This window comes from Kribbella italica (assembly GCF_014205135.1).
GTDB classification, from domain to species: domain Bacteria; phylum Actinomycetota; class Actinomycetes; order Propionibacteriales; family Kribbellaceae; genus Kribbella; species Kribbella italica.
The window spans coordinates 6,937,171-6,952,145 of record NZ_JACHMY010000001.1; the positions used below are offsets into that span (position 1 = coordinate 6,937,171).

A 14,975-nucleotide genomic window follows, 5' to 3' on the forward strand; every position below is an offset into this window, starting at 1 on the left:
AAGTTGCCGAGGGCGTCAGAGGCCCAGGTCAGAGCGGGGGAGCGACCGGCGCGTCCAGGGTGCGGCGGTAGTTGGCCAGGTCGCTCGGCCAGGTGCGGTAGCAGTTGGTGAAGTACGGCATGCGCAGCGGTTCCGGGGGGCGGGCGGTGCCGTCGTAGATCCCGTCGATCTGCTCGAGCACCGACTCGCGGCGGGACTCGGTCAGCACCGAGACCCGCGAGTGCGACAGGGCGAGCTGGCGCAGGCCGCCGCGGTCCAGGTCGTGCCAGTGCCGGAACCGGCCGGTCTCCACCTGGGCGAAAAGGTCGGACTGCAGCAGGATCGGCATCGGGTCGAACTGGTCGGTGCCGGCCAGGAAGTCCTCGCCGAGGATCGCGCGGTGCAGCCGCCGGACCCACGGGACGACGGTGTCGTAGTGGTTCCAGAGCAGACCCAGTACGCCGTTCGGCCGCAGGACGCGGGCGATCTCCGGCAGCGCCCGCGCGTGGTCGAACCAGTGGAAGGCCTGGCCGACGATCACCGCGTCGACCGAGCCGTGCGCGAGCGGGATCGACTCGGCCGCGCCGACCATCGTGTCCACGCCGGGCACCGTACGGCAGACCGCCAGCATCTCCTCCGACGGATCGACCGCGACCACGTCGTGGCCTAGCGCGGCCGCCACAGCGGTCAGCTTGCCGGTCCCGGCGCCCAGGTCGAGCACCTGCCGGCGCCCCGGACCGAGGACCCACGCCAGCGCCTCGGCGGGGAACGTCGGGCGGCCCGCGTCGTACGCGGCCGCCACGGCGCCGAAGGAGCGGGCGCGCTCAGGTCGGGGGTCGTCGGTGGTCATCACCGTAAATCATGCCGTAGGCGCGCCCGGTGACGTCAGGGCGCGCGGTAGAGCGTGTCCGCCAATCCTGCCGCGGCAAGTGTTTCTAGTCTCCGAGCTTCTTCTGCTCGATGTGCTCGTTCATGGCGTGCAGCTCCGGGTGCTTGCCCATGATCGCGACCAGGTCGGCGCAGTTCAGGTCCGCCGCGTCGAACTCCTCGATCAGCGTGGTGAGCAGCTGCCGGTCGTCCGGCGTGTCCAGCGTCAGCCGGTACTGCGAGGCGTCGCCGCCGTCCCAGGGCATGTTCAGCAGCCGCATGTCGCCGGTCCGGTTCTGGTGCAGGTACGACGTGACGTGCTCGCGGTCGGCCTGGATCGTCGCGTCGGCGTCGGCCTGCAGCAGGCGCGGGCCGGAGAAGATCTCGTAGTCCATGCCGCGCGGGTAGGTCCGCTCCAGGCAGTTCGAGACGTACAGGTTGTCGGCGGCCTCCGCCTCGAACCGGTCGGCGCCCTCGGTGATGACGCCCGGGTCGATCAGCGGGCAGTCCGAGGTGACCCGGACGACGCCGTCCAGCTCGTGCTCGCGGATCGCGCCGGCGAACCGGGCCAGCACGTCGAGCTCGCTGCCCCGGAACACCGGGAACCCGGCCGCCGTGGTCTGCTCGACGATCGGCTCGTCGTCGGAGTTCGTGGTGGTGGCCACGATCACCGGCAGGCCGGTCGCGGCCAGGCGGTCCAGGTGGTGCTGGAGGAACGTCCGGCCACCGGCCTGCAGCAGCACCTTGGCCGGCAGTCGCGTGCTGGTGGCGCGGGCCTGGGTGATGATCCCGATCTTCATGACAACACCTTCGCAGTTCTGGGTCTGACCAGTATCGCCGGATCGGTCCAGCGGAACAGGTCACGGATCTCGGCCGGTCCGGCCAGGTGCTCGACGCCCAGCTCGGCGTCGGTGAACGCCCTGGCCAGGTCGAGCGGGACGTACGGCTGGTTCAGTTCCGGCCACAGGCGCCGGATCCGGGCCTGGCCGCCGAACGAGGGGTGTTCGTTCTCCAGCAGCATCGGGTCGCCGTACACGCCCGGTTGCAGTCCGACCGAAGCACCGTACAGCACGGCGGAGCTGAGCCGGTTGGAGGCGACCCGCCGGTGCTTGCGCAGCTCCTTGAGCTGCTTGAGCAGGAAGTCGGCGTCGGTCTTGCGCCAGTGCAGGCCCCGGTACCCGTGCGTGATCACCCGGAAACCGGCGGCGCTGTAGACCTGCTTGATCGCTTCGTTCTCGAACTCGTTCCAGTACAGGCAGACCGTCACCGGCCCGGTCTCGTGCTCGTTGATCGAGGCAACGATCTCGGCGTGGTCGCCGAGCACGTTCTGGCCTTCCCAGCCGTGGAACGGGTAGAAGATGGTGCCCGCGGCGTCCGGGGCCGGCGCGGCCAGCTCGGGGTGGAGCTCGAGCAGGTACAGCCAGGCGGAGCCGATCACCGAGTAGTTGCGCAGGCCCATCGACCAGCCGCGGCGGCGGACCGTGTCGGACCAGACGAACTTCGGCATCCCGGGCACGAACGCGGTGTTGTACGCGAACCCGTCCAGGATGTTCCAGCCGTGCTGCAGGTAGCCCCAGATGCTCGGCGGATCGCCGGCCGGCAGCCCGGCGTACTGGGCCATGATGTGCGCGTGGCCGTAGAAGTGGTTGGCGTGGTGCATCAGCGCACCACGCGGCGGACCCGCTTGGCCACGACGCGGGCCGGGTTCAGCACCGCCTGGCCGACCCGGTACGGCTTGGACCGGCGGATCCCCTTCAGCTGACCCTCGAACCAGGTCGCCTGGACGCTCGCGTCGGACAGCTCCTGGCTCAAGCGGGCGATCGTCGCCAGCTGCTCGGCACTGCCCTGCGGGCGGATCATCTCGTTGCTGTCCGCAACCGCTGCCCAGAGCTCGTCGGTGATGGAGAGACCGGCCATCGAAGCCAGCCGGGCCGTCAGGTCGAGCGGTGCGCTGCCGGCCGCCCATGGTTGCCGCGAGCCCGTTTCCAGCGAGCGCCGGACGAACCGGCCGAGCTGGGCCACCACGAGCGCGTCCCCGGTGCTCTCGACCGCGTCCGCGGTGCCGAACACCCGGTACGACGGACCGTCGGCGATCACGTTGTCGGCCGTGGCGATCGCGGCCGTTGCCGCGTCTTGCGCGCGCAGCCACTCGACGTACGCCGGGACCATCCGCCGCAGCGCCGCGTGGTCGTCGATCCGGAGCGCGGTCAGCAGCAGCTCTTCCAGCAGCACCCCGCCGCCCGTCGGAACGGCGCCCTCAGGCAGCACGGCGGGAGCCTCCGCGCCGACAACGAAGAACCAGCCGGGAGCCAGCTCGCTCCCGAGCCCGGCGGCGACGGCCTCCTGGGTGGTCCGGTACGGGTCGGTCAGCGTCGGCCCGCTGAACTTGGCCGCGACCGCCCGAGCAACCACGGCCGCAGCCAACGGCTGGTCGACCGCAGCCAGCCCGACCGACGCGTCGACCAGGCTCGGGTACAGCGCGTAGACCTGTGAACCACCGGTGTCCGGGCCGTCCAGGGCGGCCAGCACTGCCTTCAGGCCTGCCGGCGCGGCCGCGTCGCCGCGTACGTCGGCGGGCCAGTCCTCGTCGCGGGGGACGGTGACGGTCGGGTCCGGCTGGACCAGGCGCTCGATGCCGAAGCTGTTCTCGGCACCGAGCAGGAGCCGTCCTCCCGGGGCGAGCCGAGATTTCAGCACCGCGAGCCCGTCCGCCCACGGCATCACCAGGGTATCCGGCCCGATCAGCCGAGGTACTCCGTCGAGCGCCACAACCATGTCGTACGACGGTTCGCCGTGCTCCGGGCCGAAGTGGTCGAGCGTGCCGCAGAAGACGCGGACGCCGAGCGCCTTCGCGATCTCCTCGGCGTCGGGCGCCGAGCGGACCAGCACGTCGACCGAGGCCGCCGTCTTGGCGACCTGCTCGAGCAGCTCGACCGAGTGCGGACCCGCGACGAGCACGGAGTCGGTCGGGCGGACGACGGCCGCCAGCAGCTCCGCCGGCACCGGCCCGCCGACCGCCGGGCGGCCGTCCGAGGGGTGCAGGTCGGACCAGTTCAGCAGCTCCCCGGCGATCATCACCGAGCGTGCCGGACTGGTCTCTTCCGAGGACTGGTCAGGTGTCACAGTGGTCAATTCTCTGACTCTCCACCAAAAACGTGATCAGGAAACCAGCTTGGTCAGCGTCTCGATCACCCGATCGACGTCCGCGTCGGTCAGGTCGGGGAACATCGGCAGCGAGATCTCCTCGCGGTAGAACTGCTCCGCGTTCGGGAGCATGCCGCGCCGGTAACCGGCCGCGGTGAACACCGGCTGCCAGTGGACGGGGATGTAGTTCACCTGGACGAGAATGCCGGCCGCGCGCAGGCCGTCGAAGATCTCCCGGCGGCGGCCGTCGAGGATCCGGACCGGGTACAGGTGCCAGGCCGGGTCGACGTGGTCGCGCTGGGCCGGCGTCCGGATGCCGTCGACGCCCGCGAGGGCCTCGTTGTAGCGAGCGGTGATCTCCGTGCGGCGCTTCTTGAACTCGTCAAGCCGCTTCAGCTGGGACAGGCCGAGCGCGCAGGAGATGTCGGTCAGCCGGTAGTTCAGGCCGTGCTCGTGCACCTCGTAGTACCACGAGCCCTCGTCGGTGTGCTCGAACCGGTCGGTGTCGCGGACCACGCCGATGTGGTGGAACTCGTGCACCCGCTGGGCCACCGCCGGGTCCTTGGCGACGACCGCGCCGCCCTCACCGGTGGTCAGGTTCTTGGTCGGGAAGAACGACAGCGTGGTGACGTCGGCCAGGTCGCCGACCGGGCGGCCCTTGTAGGTGCCGCCGACCGAGTGCGCGGCGTCGGCGAGCGTCTTCGCGCCGACGCGGTCGGCGATCGGCTGCAGCGCGTCGTAGTCGGCCGCGTGGCCGGCGTAGTCGACGGCCGCGATCACCTTGGTCCGGTCGGTCACGACCGCCTCGACGGCGGCCGGGTCGAGCAGCGCGGTGTCCTCCTCGACGTCGGCGAACACCACCTTCGCGCCCAGGATCGCCGCGCAGGACGCGGTCGCCACGAACGTCATCGGGGTGGTGACGACCTCGTCACCGGGCCCGACGCCCAGTCCGGCGTACGCCATGTGCAGGGCCGCCGTACCGGAGGTGCAGCTGACGGCGCGGTGGCCGCCGGCCAGCTCGCCGATCGCGTTCTCGAACGCGGTGACGGCCGGGCCGGTGGTCAGCCAGTCACCGCGCAGGATCGCGGTGACCGCCTCGATGTCGGAGTCGCTGATCGACTGGCGTCCGTAGGGCAGCATCGGCTCAGACGTCGCTCTCGAGGATCTTGGTGATCTCCTCGATCGTGTACCACTCCTCGTTGTTGTCCGAGGTGTAGTGGAACCCGTCCGCCACTGGTACGCCGTCGGCCGGGGCCTGGTAGCCCCAGGTGGCCAGGTCCGGCTGCAGAACGTAGCGGTCGCCGATCGCCAGGGCGCGGCGGCCTTCCTCCGGGCTGATCATCTCCTCGTGCAGCTTCTCGCCCGGGCGCAGGCCCATGTCGTGCATCTTGGCGCCCGGCGCGATCGCCTGCGCCAGGTCGGTGATCTTCATCGACGGGATCCGCGGCACGTACAGCTCGCCGCCCTGCATCTGCTCGAACGAGTCGACCACGAACTGGACGGCCTCGGGCAGGGTGATCAGGAAGCGGGTGCAGCGCAGGTCGGTGATCGGCAGCGACTGGCCGGCCTCGTGCAGGGCCCGGAACTTCGGGATGATCGAGCCGCGGGAGCCCATCACGTTGCCGTAGCGGACCACGCAGAAGCGGGTCTCGTAGGCGGCGGCGTAGTGGTTGCCGGTGATGAACAGCTTGTCGGCGGTCAGCTTGGTCGCGCCGTACAGGTTGATCGGGCTGGAGGCCTTGTCGGTGGACAGCGCGACGACCTTCTTCACGCCGGAGTCGATGCAGGCCTCGATCACGTTCTGCGAGCCGACCACGTTGGTCTGGACGAACTCCCACGGGTTGTACTCCGCGGTGTCGACCTGCTTCAGGGCGGCCGCGTGCACGACGTAGTCGACCTTGTGCATGGCCCGGTTCAGCCGCTGCCGGTCGCGGATGTCGCCGATGAAGAACCGCAGCCGCGGGTCGTCGCCGAACAGCTGGCGGACCTCCCACTGCTTGAGCTCGTCGCGGCTGAAGATGATGATCCGGCGCGGGTCCAGATTGTCCAACGCGTAGCGGATGAACGCCTTGCCGAAGGAGCCGGTGCCTCCGGTGACGAGGATGTCGGAGCCGGTGAGGATGGACACGTCGAGTAGGACCCTTCTGAGGGGACAGTTCCGGACAGCCGCCTGAGCAGCAACTCCGTACGATAGCGGCTGGCCGTCGGAAGCCCGCATCGCCGGTTGGCCCGCCTGTGGACAGACGCCTCTTCCGCCCCAGAAGTTCGCCGCCGTCCCACGTGGTGCAGCTCACCCGGTACGGTCTGGGCGTGACTGTGCGGATCGGTGTCAGGTGTGACGTAGGCCCCAAACGTGGGATCGGGCACGTGATGCGGAGCCTGGCGCTGGCCGAGGAGCTGGTCCGCCGGGGTGCCGAGGTCGTGTTCGTCTGCGACAGCCACACGGTGCCGTGGGCCGACGAGCAGATCCGGAGCCGCGGGATCGCGGTCGAGCCGGCGGTCTGGACCGCCGAGGAGCACCTGGCGCTGTTCGGGCGCCTGGGGCTCAGCGCGGTGGTCTGGGACTCCTACGACCTCGACCCGGCCGTGTTCGCCGCCGTCCGGGCGAGCAGACTGCCGACCCTGGCGATCGTCGACGGCGGGTACGGCGGCGCCGTGGCCGACATCCTGGTCGACCAGAACCTGGGCTCCGAGCAGGACACCCCCGAGCTGCCCGCCGGCGCCGTCCGGCTGGCCGGCCTCGACTACGTGCTCCTCCGCAACGAGATCCTCGAGCTGCGGCCCACCCAGCCGCCGACGATCCGCACCAACCCGGTCCCGAAGGTCTTCGCGTTCTTCGGCGGCACCGACGCGTTCGGAGCCGGGCCGCACGTGGTCCGCGCCCTGGCAGCGACCGGTACGGCGTTTGAGGCGCTCGTGATCGCTCCCGGTGACGAGCTGGCCGCCGCCATCGCCGCGGTCGACCTGCAGGAGGGCCAGCACGTCGAGGTGATCGGCCCCACCTCCCAGCTGGCCAAGGCCGTCGTAGCCTCCGACCTGGTCATCAGCGCCTCCGGCACCTCCACCTGGGAGCTGCTGTGCCTGGGCGCGACAGCCGGCCTGGTCTGCGTGGTCGACAACCAGGTGATGGGCTACGAACGGACAGTAGCCACGGGCGCAGCCGTAGGCGTAGGGGTCCTCTCCGACCTCAAGCAGGACCCGACAGCGGCTGCCGCCGTACTCGGGCCTCTGCTGCGGGACCCGGCCGAGCGAGCCCGTCTAGCTGCTGCCGGCTACCAGCTGGTCGACGGCCAGGGCCGGGTCCGCGTCGCCGACGCGCTTTTTCACCTGATCTCGTAGATCGTCGCGTCCAGGGTGGCGTGGCGGAGGCGGACGTATTGCTTGAGGTCGGGGGAGACCAGCCCGGCGCGGTTGTCGGCGTACAGCCAGCGGACGCCGTACCGGCGCAGGCGGTCGATGACCGCGGCCGACGGCGAGGTGAAGGCGGCGTCGTTGGTGGCCAGGAGCTCGCGGTCCCAGAACCGGAGCAGGCTGGGGTTGGTGCCTTCGGTGACGGAGATGCGATTCGCGCGGTTGGTGTACGCCCAGCCCTCGACGAGCATCTGGCGCTCGGACAGGGCAGCGATCCAGAAGTGGCGGCTGTCGCAGACGTCGCCGCGCTGGACGATGCAGTGGGCGTTCGTGGCGACCAGGTCGTCCTGGCCTGAGTTCGCCTGCAGCCAGCGGGCCGCGTCGGCTTCGGCAGTGGTGGGACCGCCGCCGGCGACCTTGCCGTAGATGACGAGGGTCGCCTGGTCGGAGACGAGCGTCAGCAGGGGGAGTGAGGTCGACCCGGCCATGCAGGCGGCGACCAAGGATGCCAGTGCCGCGGTGAACAGCCCGCCACTGCGGCGACCGACTCTCCAGGCGATGGCTACGACCAGTCCGGCCACCAGCAACGCCAGCAGGGTCAGGAGGAACGGCACCTTCACGCCGGACACACCATCCGACGCCAGTCTGGCGAAGCCGGCGCCGAGCAGCCCCAGACCGGCCGCCGCAGCGACCAGTACGCCGCTCCGCCGGTCACCCAGCTTGTCGGCCAGCCGGGCCAGTCCGAGGCAGGAAAGCACCGCCAGGAAGGGGAAAGCGGTCCGGTAGAAGTAGACCTGGCTGACCCCGGGCTGCGACGTCAGCACGCTCGCCGCGAAGCCACCGATCGCAGCACCGGCCAGGAAGACCACACCGGGATCACGCCAGAACCTGCGGAGGAAGAGCACGCCAACCACGGCCAGGCCCCACGCGGCCGTCGTGGTCACCGCACTGAGCAGCTGAGCGGCCCGGTCGACTCCAGTGCCGTTCCGGAGCGAGGCGTACGGCTGGAGCTGGATGAAGATCTGGGCCGGCTTGACCTGCAGGCCGGACGAATCTCCACCGAACACCACGACGGCCGCGGCGATGAAGATCACCAGCACGATCAGTCCGCCGGCCAGAGCCCGCCCGGTCGAGCGCCTGGTCGCCATCCGCGCCAGGAAGACCAGCCCGAAGCCGCAGATCGCCAGCGGCAGGATGGTCGCCTTGGCGCCGGAGGAGGCCAGTGCGACCAGCAGGAACAGGATCCACCGGCTGCGGACAGGCCTGGCCCGCAGCAGGTCCACAGCCAGTACGGCGAGCAGCAGCGCCAGCATCATGCCCAGGTTCTGCGTCGGACTGAGGTACTGGCTGGACGCCATCGAGATGTTGCCCAGCGAGATGTCGTGCAGCGGCTGCAGCGTGCCACCCACTCCAGCCAGCAGTACGGCGAACGGCCCGGCCCAGACAGCTCCCGGGTGCGGCTCCTCGCCAGGCTTCACCAGGAAGCGCTGCGTGAGCGTGAACACCAGCGCGCAGCAGGCCAGCGCGAGCGGCACCCACAGCAGCGCGTACAGCAGGTTGGTCAGGTCGATCCCGGTCGACCAGGAGGTCGCCGCAGCCACCTGGTGGAAGAACGTGTGGTACTTCATCGGCTCGCCGAAGACCCACAGCGGCACGATCGGTACGTCGCTCTTGGCGCTCGCCGCCAGCGCCTGGTGGAAGGCCATGTCCGAGAAGGCGACGTTCGGATCCGTGTACGCCGGTGCGTAGCGCCCGGGGCCCTTGGCGTACATCAGCAGCATGACCAGCGCCATGGACGCCGCCAGCAGCCAGGCGGTGACCGGCGCGAGCGGAGTCTCTACACGGCGCCAGACCCGAGCCCTGACGTCGCCGTCGACCACACCGACGACCAGGACGATCGGTGCCCACACCCAGGACCAGCGCTGGAGTCCCACGGACGAGCTGGCCAGGTAGACGAGCAGCTGAGCCGCCGTACCGACGGCGAAGCCGGCCGCGCAGTCCTCGACCAGGTTGCGGCGGTAGGCCCCGATCAGGCGCCACAGCACCAGGCCGGGCAGCCCGACACCGAGCAGGACGAACCCGGTGAACTTCAGCACGTCCAGCACCGGTGCGTGCCGGTCCATCATCACCAGAGCCAGCAGGGCGACCGGTACGACGGCCGCAAGGCCGGCGATCGAGCCGGTGCCGCGTTCCCTCGGCCCGCGCCGCCTCGCCTTCGCCATGCGGGTCACCCTAATCGGGCTAGACCACGAACAGGTACACCCGTGTCACGAACAGTGGTCACGGCAGCTCGTAGATCAGCGCGTCCGGCGTCGCGTAGCGCAGCGTCGCCAGCGTGTTCAGGTTCTGCGAGACAGCGGTCTGGGTCGGGTCGGCGTACAGCCAGCGGACGCCGTACTTGGCGCGCAGCAGCCGCAGGTTGTCCCTGGTGGGCGAGACGAACGCCCGGTCGTTGTCCTCGAGCTTCTGCTCGTCCCAGAACGGCAGGCCGTTCGGGCTCTTGCCGGTCGCGGCGACCAGGTCGTTGATGGTGTTGGTGTAGCCCCAGCCCTCGACCAGCAGGTGCCGCTCGGACAGCGCGGAGATCCAGAAGTGCCGGACGTCGCAGCCGGAGGCGTTCTTCATCGCGCAGTGCGCGTTGGTCGCGACCAGGTCGGACGGCGAGGTGTGGTCCCGCAGCCAGTGCGCCGCGTCGGTCTGGGTCTGCGTCGGGCCCAGCGGGTACTTGTCGGTCTGCGGCTGCAGCGTGACTTCGCGGTAGTTCAGCATCGTCTGCACCGGCAGCAGCAGCCCGGCACCCATGCCGGCCAGGACGAACGACGCCATGGCGATCCGGCTCGGCCGGCCGCGCCGCTTGGCCAGCTTCCACAGCCCGGTGACCAGTCCGGCCACCAGAAGCAGGAAGAGCAGGGTCCACAGCCACGGAGTGACCAGTCCGGTCAGTGTGCCGTCCGGACGGCGGAACGGCTTGCCGTCACCCGGGTTGGCCCGGGTGATCTCCCGAGCCAGGTACGTCGCGCCCGCACCGCCCAGCACAGAAGCCAGTACGGCGATGCCGGACCGCCGGTCGGCGAACCAGAAGACCAGCATCCAGGCACCCGCCGCGGCCAGCGCGGCGATCACCGGTACGGCGGTGCGGTGGAAGTACATCTGGCTGGTGCCCGGCTGGTCGGTCAGCACCATCCCGCCGAACCCGGCGATCGCGATGCCGACCAGGAAGATCATTCCGGGGTCGCGGAACCAGCGGGCCGTCGTACCGGCCAGGACGAGCAGGCCGGCCGAGCCGAGCAGCAGCGACAGGCAGACGATGATGCCGCTGGTCCACATCGCGCCGTGGTCGTACTCGCCCCAGCCGACCTCCTTGGCGGTCAGCGGGTAGGTGCCGATCTTGGCGAACGTGATCCACGGCCGGACCGCGAGCCCGGAGGAGTGGTTGCCGAACACCACCACGATCGCGGCCAGGAAGACGGCGCCGAGCACACCGATCAGCACCAGGGCGTTGACGGCGAACCGGCGGTAGAAGATCCGGATGAACAGCACCAGGCCGAAGCCGCAGATGATCAACGGCAGCACGGTCGCCTTGGAGCCCGACGCCGCCACCCCGATCAGGACGAACAGCACGTAGCTGCCCGCGGAGCTACGGCCGCGGAGCAGGTCCACGCCCAGCAGGGCCATCAGCGCGATCAGTCCGCCGCCCAGGTTCTGCGTGGGACTGCCCCAGACGTAGTTCGTCAGGCCCTCGCCCGGCAGCGACACGTTGGGGTAGGCGTTGACCGTGCCACCGATCCCGGCCACCGCGATGGCGAGCGAACCGGCCCAGCGCGAGCCCGGAGCGATCCGGTCGGTCAGCGCGAAGATCAGGGCGCACCCGGCCAGCAGCAGCGGGATCCAGCCGATCGTGTAGACGAGGTCGGTCAGGTCCACGCCGGTCGCCCAGGCCGTGGCTGCCGTGAACTGGTGCCAGAAGTAGTGGTAGTCCATCTGCTCGCCCTGCAGGTACGGCGCCTGCAGGGGGAAGTCGTACTTCGCGCTGGCCGACAGGGCCTGGTGGAAGGCCATGTCCGGCGAGTTCGAGCGGGCGTCGGAGTACGGCGCGGGCACCAGGTTCCGGTACCGGCCGATCCCGTAGATCGGGAGTGCGCAGGCCCCCGCGATCAGCCAGGCGGTCAGCGGGTTGATCGGCCGCTCCACCCGGCTCAGGCAGCGCCTGCGCCAGGACGGTACGCAGACCGCCGCCACGAAGACCGGGACGATCCAGAGCCAGGCCCACGCCTGCAGGCCGATCGGAGCGACGGCCATGTAGACCAGCAGGAGTACCGAGACGCCCACCAGAGAACCGGCGGCGAAGTCCTCGACCAGGTTGTGCCGGAACGGGCTGGCCAGTCGCCACAGCACCGTGCCTGGCAAGGTGATGCCAAAGACCCAGAAGCGCAGCAGCCGGACGATGCTGTCACCGGACGAGTGCCCGGCCATCAGCCAGATCAGCAGCCAGGCCAGAGCGACACCTGCCGCGACCTTGAGCACGACAGCCAGCACAGTGCGCCACGGGAACGTCTTCTGTTCTTGACGCGGCGGGGCACCGGGCAAGCTGGGCGCTCCGAGCGTCATCGTTGGCACGAAGGAAGATTAGCGGGGTCCGCCGGGCACACTAGGGCGAGGAGGTGCCGATGCCGGCCGCCGTACCAGTGCTCTCTGTCGTCGTACCGATGTACGACGAGGAGGACGTGCTGCCGATCTTCTTCGAGCGGATGCACCCGCTGCTGGACAGTCTGGGAATCAGCTACGAGGTGGTGGCGGTCGACGACGGCAGCCGGGACGCGACAGCCACGCTGCTGACCGAGACGGTCAAGACCTGGCCGCAGCTCCGGCTGGTCCGTCTGCTGCGCAACTCCGGGCACCAGGCCGCCCTGTCGGCCGGCTTCCGCCGGGCCCGCGGTGAGTACCTGGTGTCCATCGACGCCGACCTGCAGGACCCGCCCGAGGTGATCGCCGAGCTGCTGGCTGCCGCGCGCGATCAGGACGTCGACGTCGTGTACGGCGTCCGCTCCGACCGGTCCAGCGACACCTGGGCCAAGCGGACCACCGCCCGGATGTACTACCGGCTGATGTGCCGCCTGGTCGGCCGGGAGATCCCGTTCGACGCCGGCGACTTCCGGCTGGTGTCGCGCCGGGTGGTGGACGCGGTGAACGCGCTGCCCGAGGACGGCAGGGTGTTCCGGCTGGTGATCCCGTGGCTGGGCTTCCCGAGTACCGCGATCCGCTACGTCCGGGCCGAACGGGCTGCCGGGGTGACCAAGTACACCCTGCGCAAGAGGCTCGGGCTGGCGTTCGACAGCGTCACGGCGTTCTCGGCGGCACCACTCAGGCTGGCCACCTGGCTCGGTCTGCTCGGTGGTCTGGTCTCCTGCGCGGTGGTGGTCGGCGCACTGGTCATCAAGCTCGCCGGACGCAGCATCCCGGGCTGGACGTCGACCGTCCTGGCGGTCGCCGTGATCGGCGCGATCCAACTGCTCTGCCTCGGCCTGCTGGGCGAGTACGTCGCCCGTCTGTTCCAGTCCAGCCAGAAGCGCCCGCAGTTCCTGGTCGGCTACGACAGCCTGGAGGATCCGGGCCACCACACGTACGCCGAGGCACTCGAATCCAGCGATCCCGAGCAGCGGTAGGCTCCGTCACCATGCCCGACCCGATCCCCTTCTCCAAGGCCTACCTGGTGGGCGACGAACTCGCCTACGTGAACCAGGCCTTCTCCTCGGCCGCGGTCGTCGGCGACGGGCCGTTCACCGCCCGCGCGACGGAGCTGGTCACCAAGCTGACCGGCGGGCTCGGGTCCCTGCTGACCACCTCGTGCACGCACGCGCTGGAGATGACCGCGCTGCTGCTCGACCTGGGGCCCGGCGACGAGGTGATCATGCCCTCGTTCACCTTCGTCTCGACCGCCAACGCGTACGCGCTGCGCGGCGCCGTACCGGTGTTCGTCGACGTCCGGCCGGACACGCTGAACCTGGACGAGACCCAGGTCGAGGCGGCGATCACCGACCGGACCAAGGCGATCGTCGTCGTGCACTACGCCGGCGTCGCGGTCGCGATGGACGAGGTCGACGCGATCGCCGCGCGGCACGGCGTCGTGGTGATCGAGGACAACGCGCACGGCTTCGGCGGCACGTACAAGGGCCGCCCGCTCGGGTCGCTCGGGCTGATGGCCACGCAGTCGTTCCACGGCACCAAGAACGTGCACTGCGGCGAGGGCGGCGCGCTGGTCGTCAACGACCTCGACCTGCTGCACCGGGCCGAGATCATCCGCGAGAAGGGCACCAACCGCAGCGCGTTCTTCCGCGGCCAGGTGGACAAGTACCGCTGGGTCGACATCGGCTCGAGCTACCTGCCGGCCGACCCGCTCGCCGCGTTCCTGACCGCCCAGCTGGAGCGCTTCGACCAGATCCAGGCGCCGCGCTACGCGATCTGGGAGCGGTACGAGCGGGAGCTGGCCGACTGGACCACCGCGCACGGCATCGGCGTACCGACCGTGCCGGACGACTGCGTGCACCCGGCGCACATGTACTACCTGCTGATGCCGACCCACGAGCACCAGCTCGGCCTGATCGCGCACCTGCGCGAGCGCAACATCACCGCGCCGTTCCACTACGTGCCGCTGCACTCGGCCCCTGCCGGCGAGCGGTACGGGCGGGTCGGCCCTGGTGGCTGCGAGGTCACCGAACGGATCAGCGGCCAGCTGGTCCGGCTCCCGCTGTTCAGTCAGCTGACCGAGGAGGAGCAGACCCGAGTGATCGACGCGCTGCTCTCCTACCCACTCTGATGGGCTGGTACGACGCGCTGGAGGCCGGTGAGCTGACCAGCAGCCCTTCCGAGTACGAGACGAAGCGCTTCGGTGTCTCCGTCGATCGGGTGTCGGTCTCCGCCTCCGCCGGTACGCCGCTGGAGGAGGTGCTCACCGCGGTCGACAAGTCCACGGCCGACGTCGTCGTCCTGCGCTACCCGGCCCGTGAGATCTCCTGGTTCGCCGCACTGGCCACCGGCCGCCGTACGGCGGTCCTGGCGGACTCCCTGGTCTACTGGTCACTCCCAGTAGGCAAAGGCCGTCGCCCGGCGCCGCTGGCCGGCTTCAACGCCGGGCTGGAGTCCTCGATCGACGACGAACTGGTCGACGACCTGGTCGGGGACATCTTCGGCGACTACGGGAACCACTACTGCGCCAACCCGCTGTTCGACCGGGCGCTGGCCCTGGCCGGGTACCAGGAGTGGGCGCGGCGGAGCATCGCCGCCCAGGGCGCCGTCGTACTGCGTGGTCCGGACCGCCGGGTGCTCGCGCTGGCGACCGTTGACCAGCAGGCGTCCTGGACCGAGATCGAGCTGGCGGGCGTCGTACCGGCCGAGCAGGGTCGTGGACGGTACGCGCACCTGCTGGCGGCGGTCGAGGACTCCAGCACCGCGCGCCGCCTGGTGATCTCCACGCAGGGTCACAACACCGGGGTCCAACGCGCCTGGGCACGTTACGGTTTCGAGCCGGTTCACACCTTGTTGACAGTGCATTTGGTAAACAACACCGAAAGTTTCTGAGAAGATCCGCGCGGCCTCCACAGGCCGCTCGGACGACTACTCAGCGGTGCTAACATGAC

Annotated in this window: 12 protein-coding genes; 4 read left to right on the forward strand and 8 right to left on the reverse strand. The window is 70.1% G+C overall.

Annotated elements, in window-relative coordinates; genetic code table 11:
- Positions 1–28: 28 nt before the first annotated feature.
- The 6 genes from HDA39_RS32425 to pseB all read right to left on the reverse strand — a co-directional run bounded on the left by HDA39_RS32425 (position 29) and on the right by pseB (position 6,118).
- A complete protein-coding gene (locus HDA39_RS32425) occupies positions 29–829 on the reverse strand; it encodes a class I SAM-dependent methyltransferase (protein WP_184801694.1) in 801 nt (266 codons plus the stop codon).
- Positions 830–914: 85 nt separating this feature from the next.
- Entirely contained in the window at positions 915–1,646 is a 732-nt protein-coding gene (locus HDA39_RS32430) for a cytidylyltransferase domain-containing protein (RefSeq protein WP_184801695.1), read from the reverse strand.
- Complete coding sequence (locus HDA39_RS32435; RefSeq protein WP_184801697.1) at positions 1,643–2,506, reverse strand: hypothetical protein; 864 nt, start codon at positions 2,504–2,506, stop codon at positions 1,643–1,645. Before HDA39_RS32435 ends, HDA39_RS32430 begins: the two co-directional genes overlap by 4 nt.
- On the reverse strand, positions 2,506–3,969 hold the full coding sequence (locus tag HDA39_RS32440; protein WP_337926139.1) for a hypothetical protein: 1,464 nt from the start codon (positions 3,967–3,969) through the stop codon (positions 2,506–2,508). The genes HDA39_RS32435 and HDA39_RS32440 overlap by 1 nt, the downstream gene beginning before the upstream one ends.
- Positions 3,970–4,005: 36 nt before the next feature.
- Positions 4,006–5,130, reverse strand: a complete 1,125-nt coding sequence (gene pseC, locus HDA39_RS32445; RefSeq protein WP_184801699.1) for a UDP-4-amino-4,6-dideoxy-N-acetyl-beta-L-altrosamine transaminase — start codon at positions 5,128–5,130, stop codon at positions 4,006–4,008.
- 4 nt (positions 5,131–5,134) lie between these two features.
- On the reverse strand, positions 5,135–6,118 hold the full coding sequence (pseB, locus tag HDA39_RS32450) for a UDP-N-acetylglucosamine 4,6-dehydratase (inverting) (RefSeq protein ID WP_184801701.1): 984 nt from the start codon (positions 6,116–6,118) through the stop codon (positions 5,135–5,137).
- A gap of 182 nt (positions 6,119–6,300) precedes the next feature.
- Between pseB and HDA39_RS32455 the strand changes: the two genes are divergently transcribed.
- Entirely contained in the window at positions 6,301–7,329 is a 1,029-nt protein-coding gene (locus HDA39_RS32455) for a spore coat protein (RefSeq protein ID WP_184801703.1), read from the forward strand.
- Here HDA39_RS32455 and HDA39_RS32460 read toward each other — a convergent pair.
- Entirely contained in the window at positions 7,314–9,563 is a 2,250-nt protein-coding gene (locus HDA39_RS32460) for a hypothetical protein (protein WP_184801706.1), read from the reverse strand. The genes HDA39_RS32455 and HDA39_RS32460 overlap by 16 nt on opposite strands.
- A gap of 58 nt (positions 9,564–9,621) precedes the next feature.
- Complete coding sequence (locus HDA39_RS32465; protein WP_184806759.1) at positions 9,622–11,949, reverse strand: hypothetical protein; 2,328 nt, start codon at positions 11,947–11,949, stop codon at positions 9,622–9,624.
- A gap of 59 nt (positions 11,950–12,008) precedes the next feature.
- Between HDA39_RS32465 and HDA39_RS32470 the strand changes: the two genes are divergently transcribed.
- The 3 genes from HDA39_RS32470 to HDA39_RS32480 are packed head-to-tail and all read left to right on the forward strand — an operon-like array spanning position 12,009 to position 14,916.
- Entirely contained in the window at positions 12,009–13,004 is a 996-nt protein-coding gene (locus HDA39_RS32470; protein ID WP_184801708.1) for a glycosyltransferase family 2 protein, read from the forward strand.
- 11 nt (positions 13,005–13,015) lie between these two features.
- Positions 13,016–14,155, forward strand: coding sequence for a dTDP-4-amino-4,6-dideoxygalactose transaminase (gene rffA / locus HDA39_RS32475; protein WP_184801710.1), 1,140 nt, complete (start codon positions 13,016–13,018; stop codon positions 14,153–14,155).
- Positions 14,155–14,916, forward strand: a complete 762-nt coding sequence (locus HDA39_RS32480; protein ID WP_184801712.1) for an N-acetyltransferase — start codon at positions 14,155–14,157, stop codon at positions 14,914–14,916. Before rffA ends, HDA39_RS32480 begins: the two co-directional genes overlap by 1 nt.
- The last annotated feature ends 59 nt before the right edge of the window (positions 14,917–14,975 follow it).

Bases quoted from the DNA above. Each gene is read 5' to 3' on its own strand.
- HDA39_RS32425 (WP_184801694.1), bottom strand. From the start codon at position 829: ATGACCACCGACGACCCCCGACCTGAGCGCGCCCGCTCCTTCGGCGCC.
- HDA39_RS32430 (WP_184801695.1), bottom strand. From the start codon at position 1,646: ATGAAGATCGGGATCATCACCCAGGCCCGCGCCACCAGCACGCGACTG.
- HDA39_RS32435 (WP_184801697.1), bottom strand. From the start codon at position 2,506: ATGCACCACGCCAACCACTTCTACGGCCACGCGCACATCATGGCCCAG.
- pseC (WP_184801699.1), bottom strand. From the start codon at position 5,130: ATGCTGCCCTACGGACGCCAGTCGATCAGCGACTCCGACATCGAGGCG.
- HDA39_RS32460 (WP_184801706.1), bottom strand. From the start codon at position 9,563: ATGGCGAAGGCGAGGCGGCGCGGGCCGAGGGAACGCGGCACCGGCTCG.
- HDA39_RS32465 (WP_184806759.1), bottom strand. From the start codon at position 11,949: ATGACGCTCGGAGCGCCCAGCTTGCCCGGTGCCCCGCCGCGTCAAGAA.
- HDA39_RS32470 (WP_184801708.1), top strand. From the start codon at position 12,009: ATGCCGGCCGCCGTACCAGTGCTCTCTGTCGTCGTACCGATGTACGAC.
- rffA (WP_184801710.1), top strand. From the start codon at position 13,016: ATGCCCGACCCGATCCCCTTCTCCAAGGCCTACCTGGTGGGCGACGAA.
- HDA39_RS32480 (WP_184801712.1), top strand. From the start codon at position 14,155: ATGGGCTGGTACGACGCGCTGGAGGCCGGTGAGCTGACCAGCAGCCCT.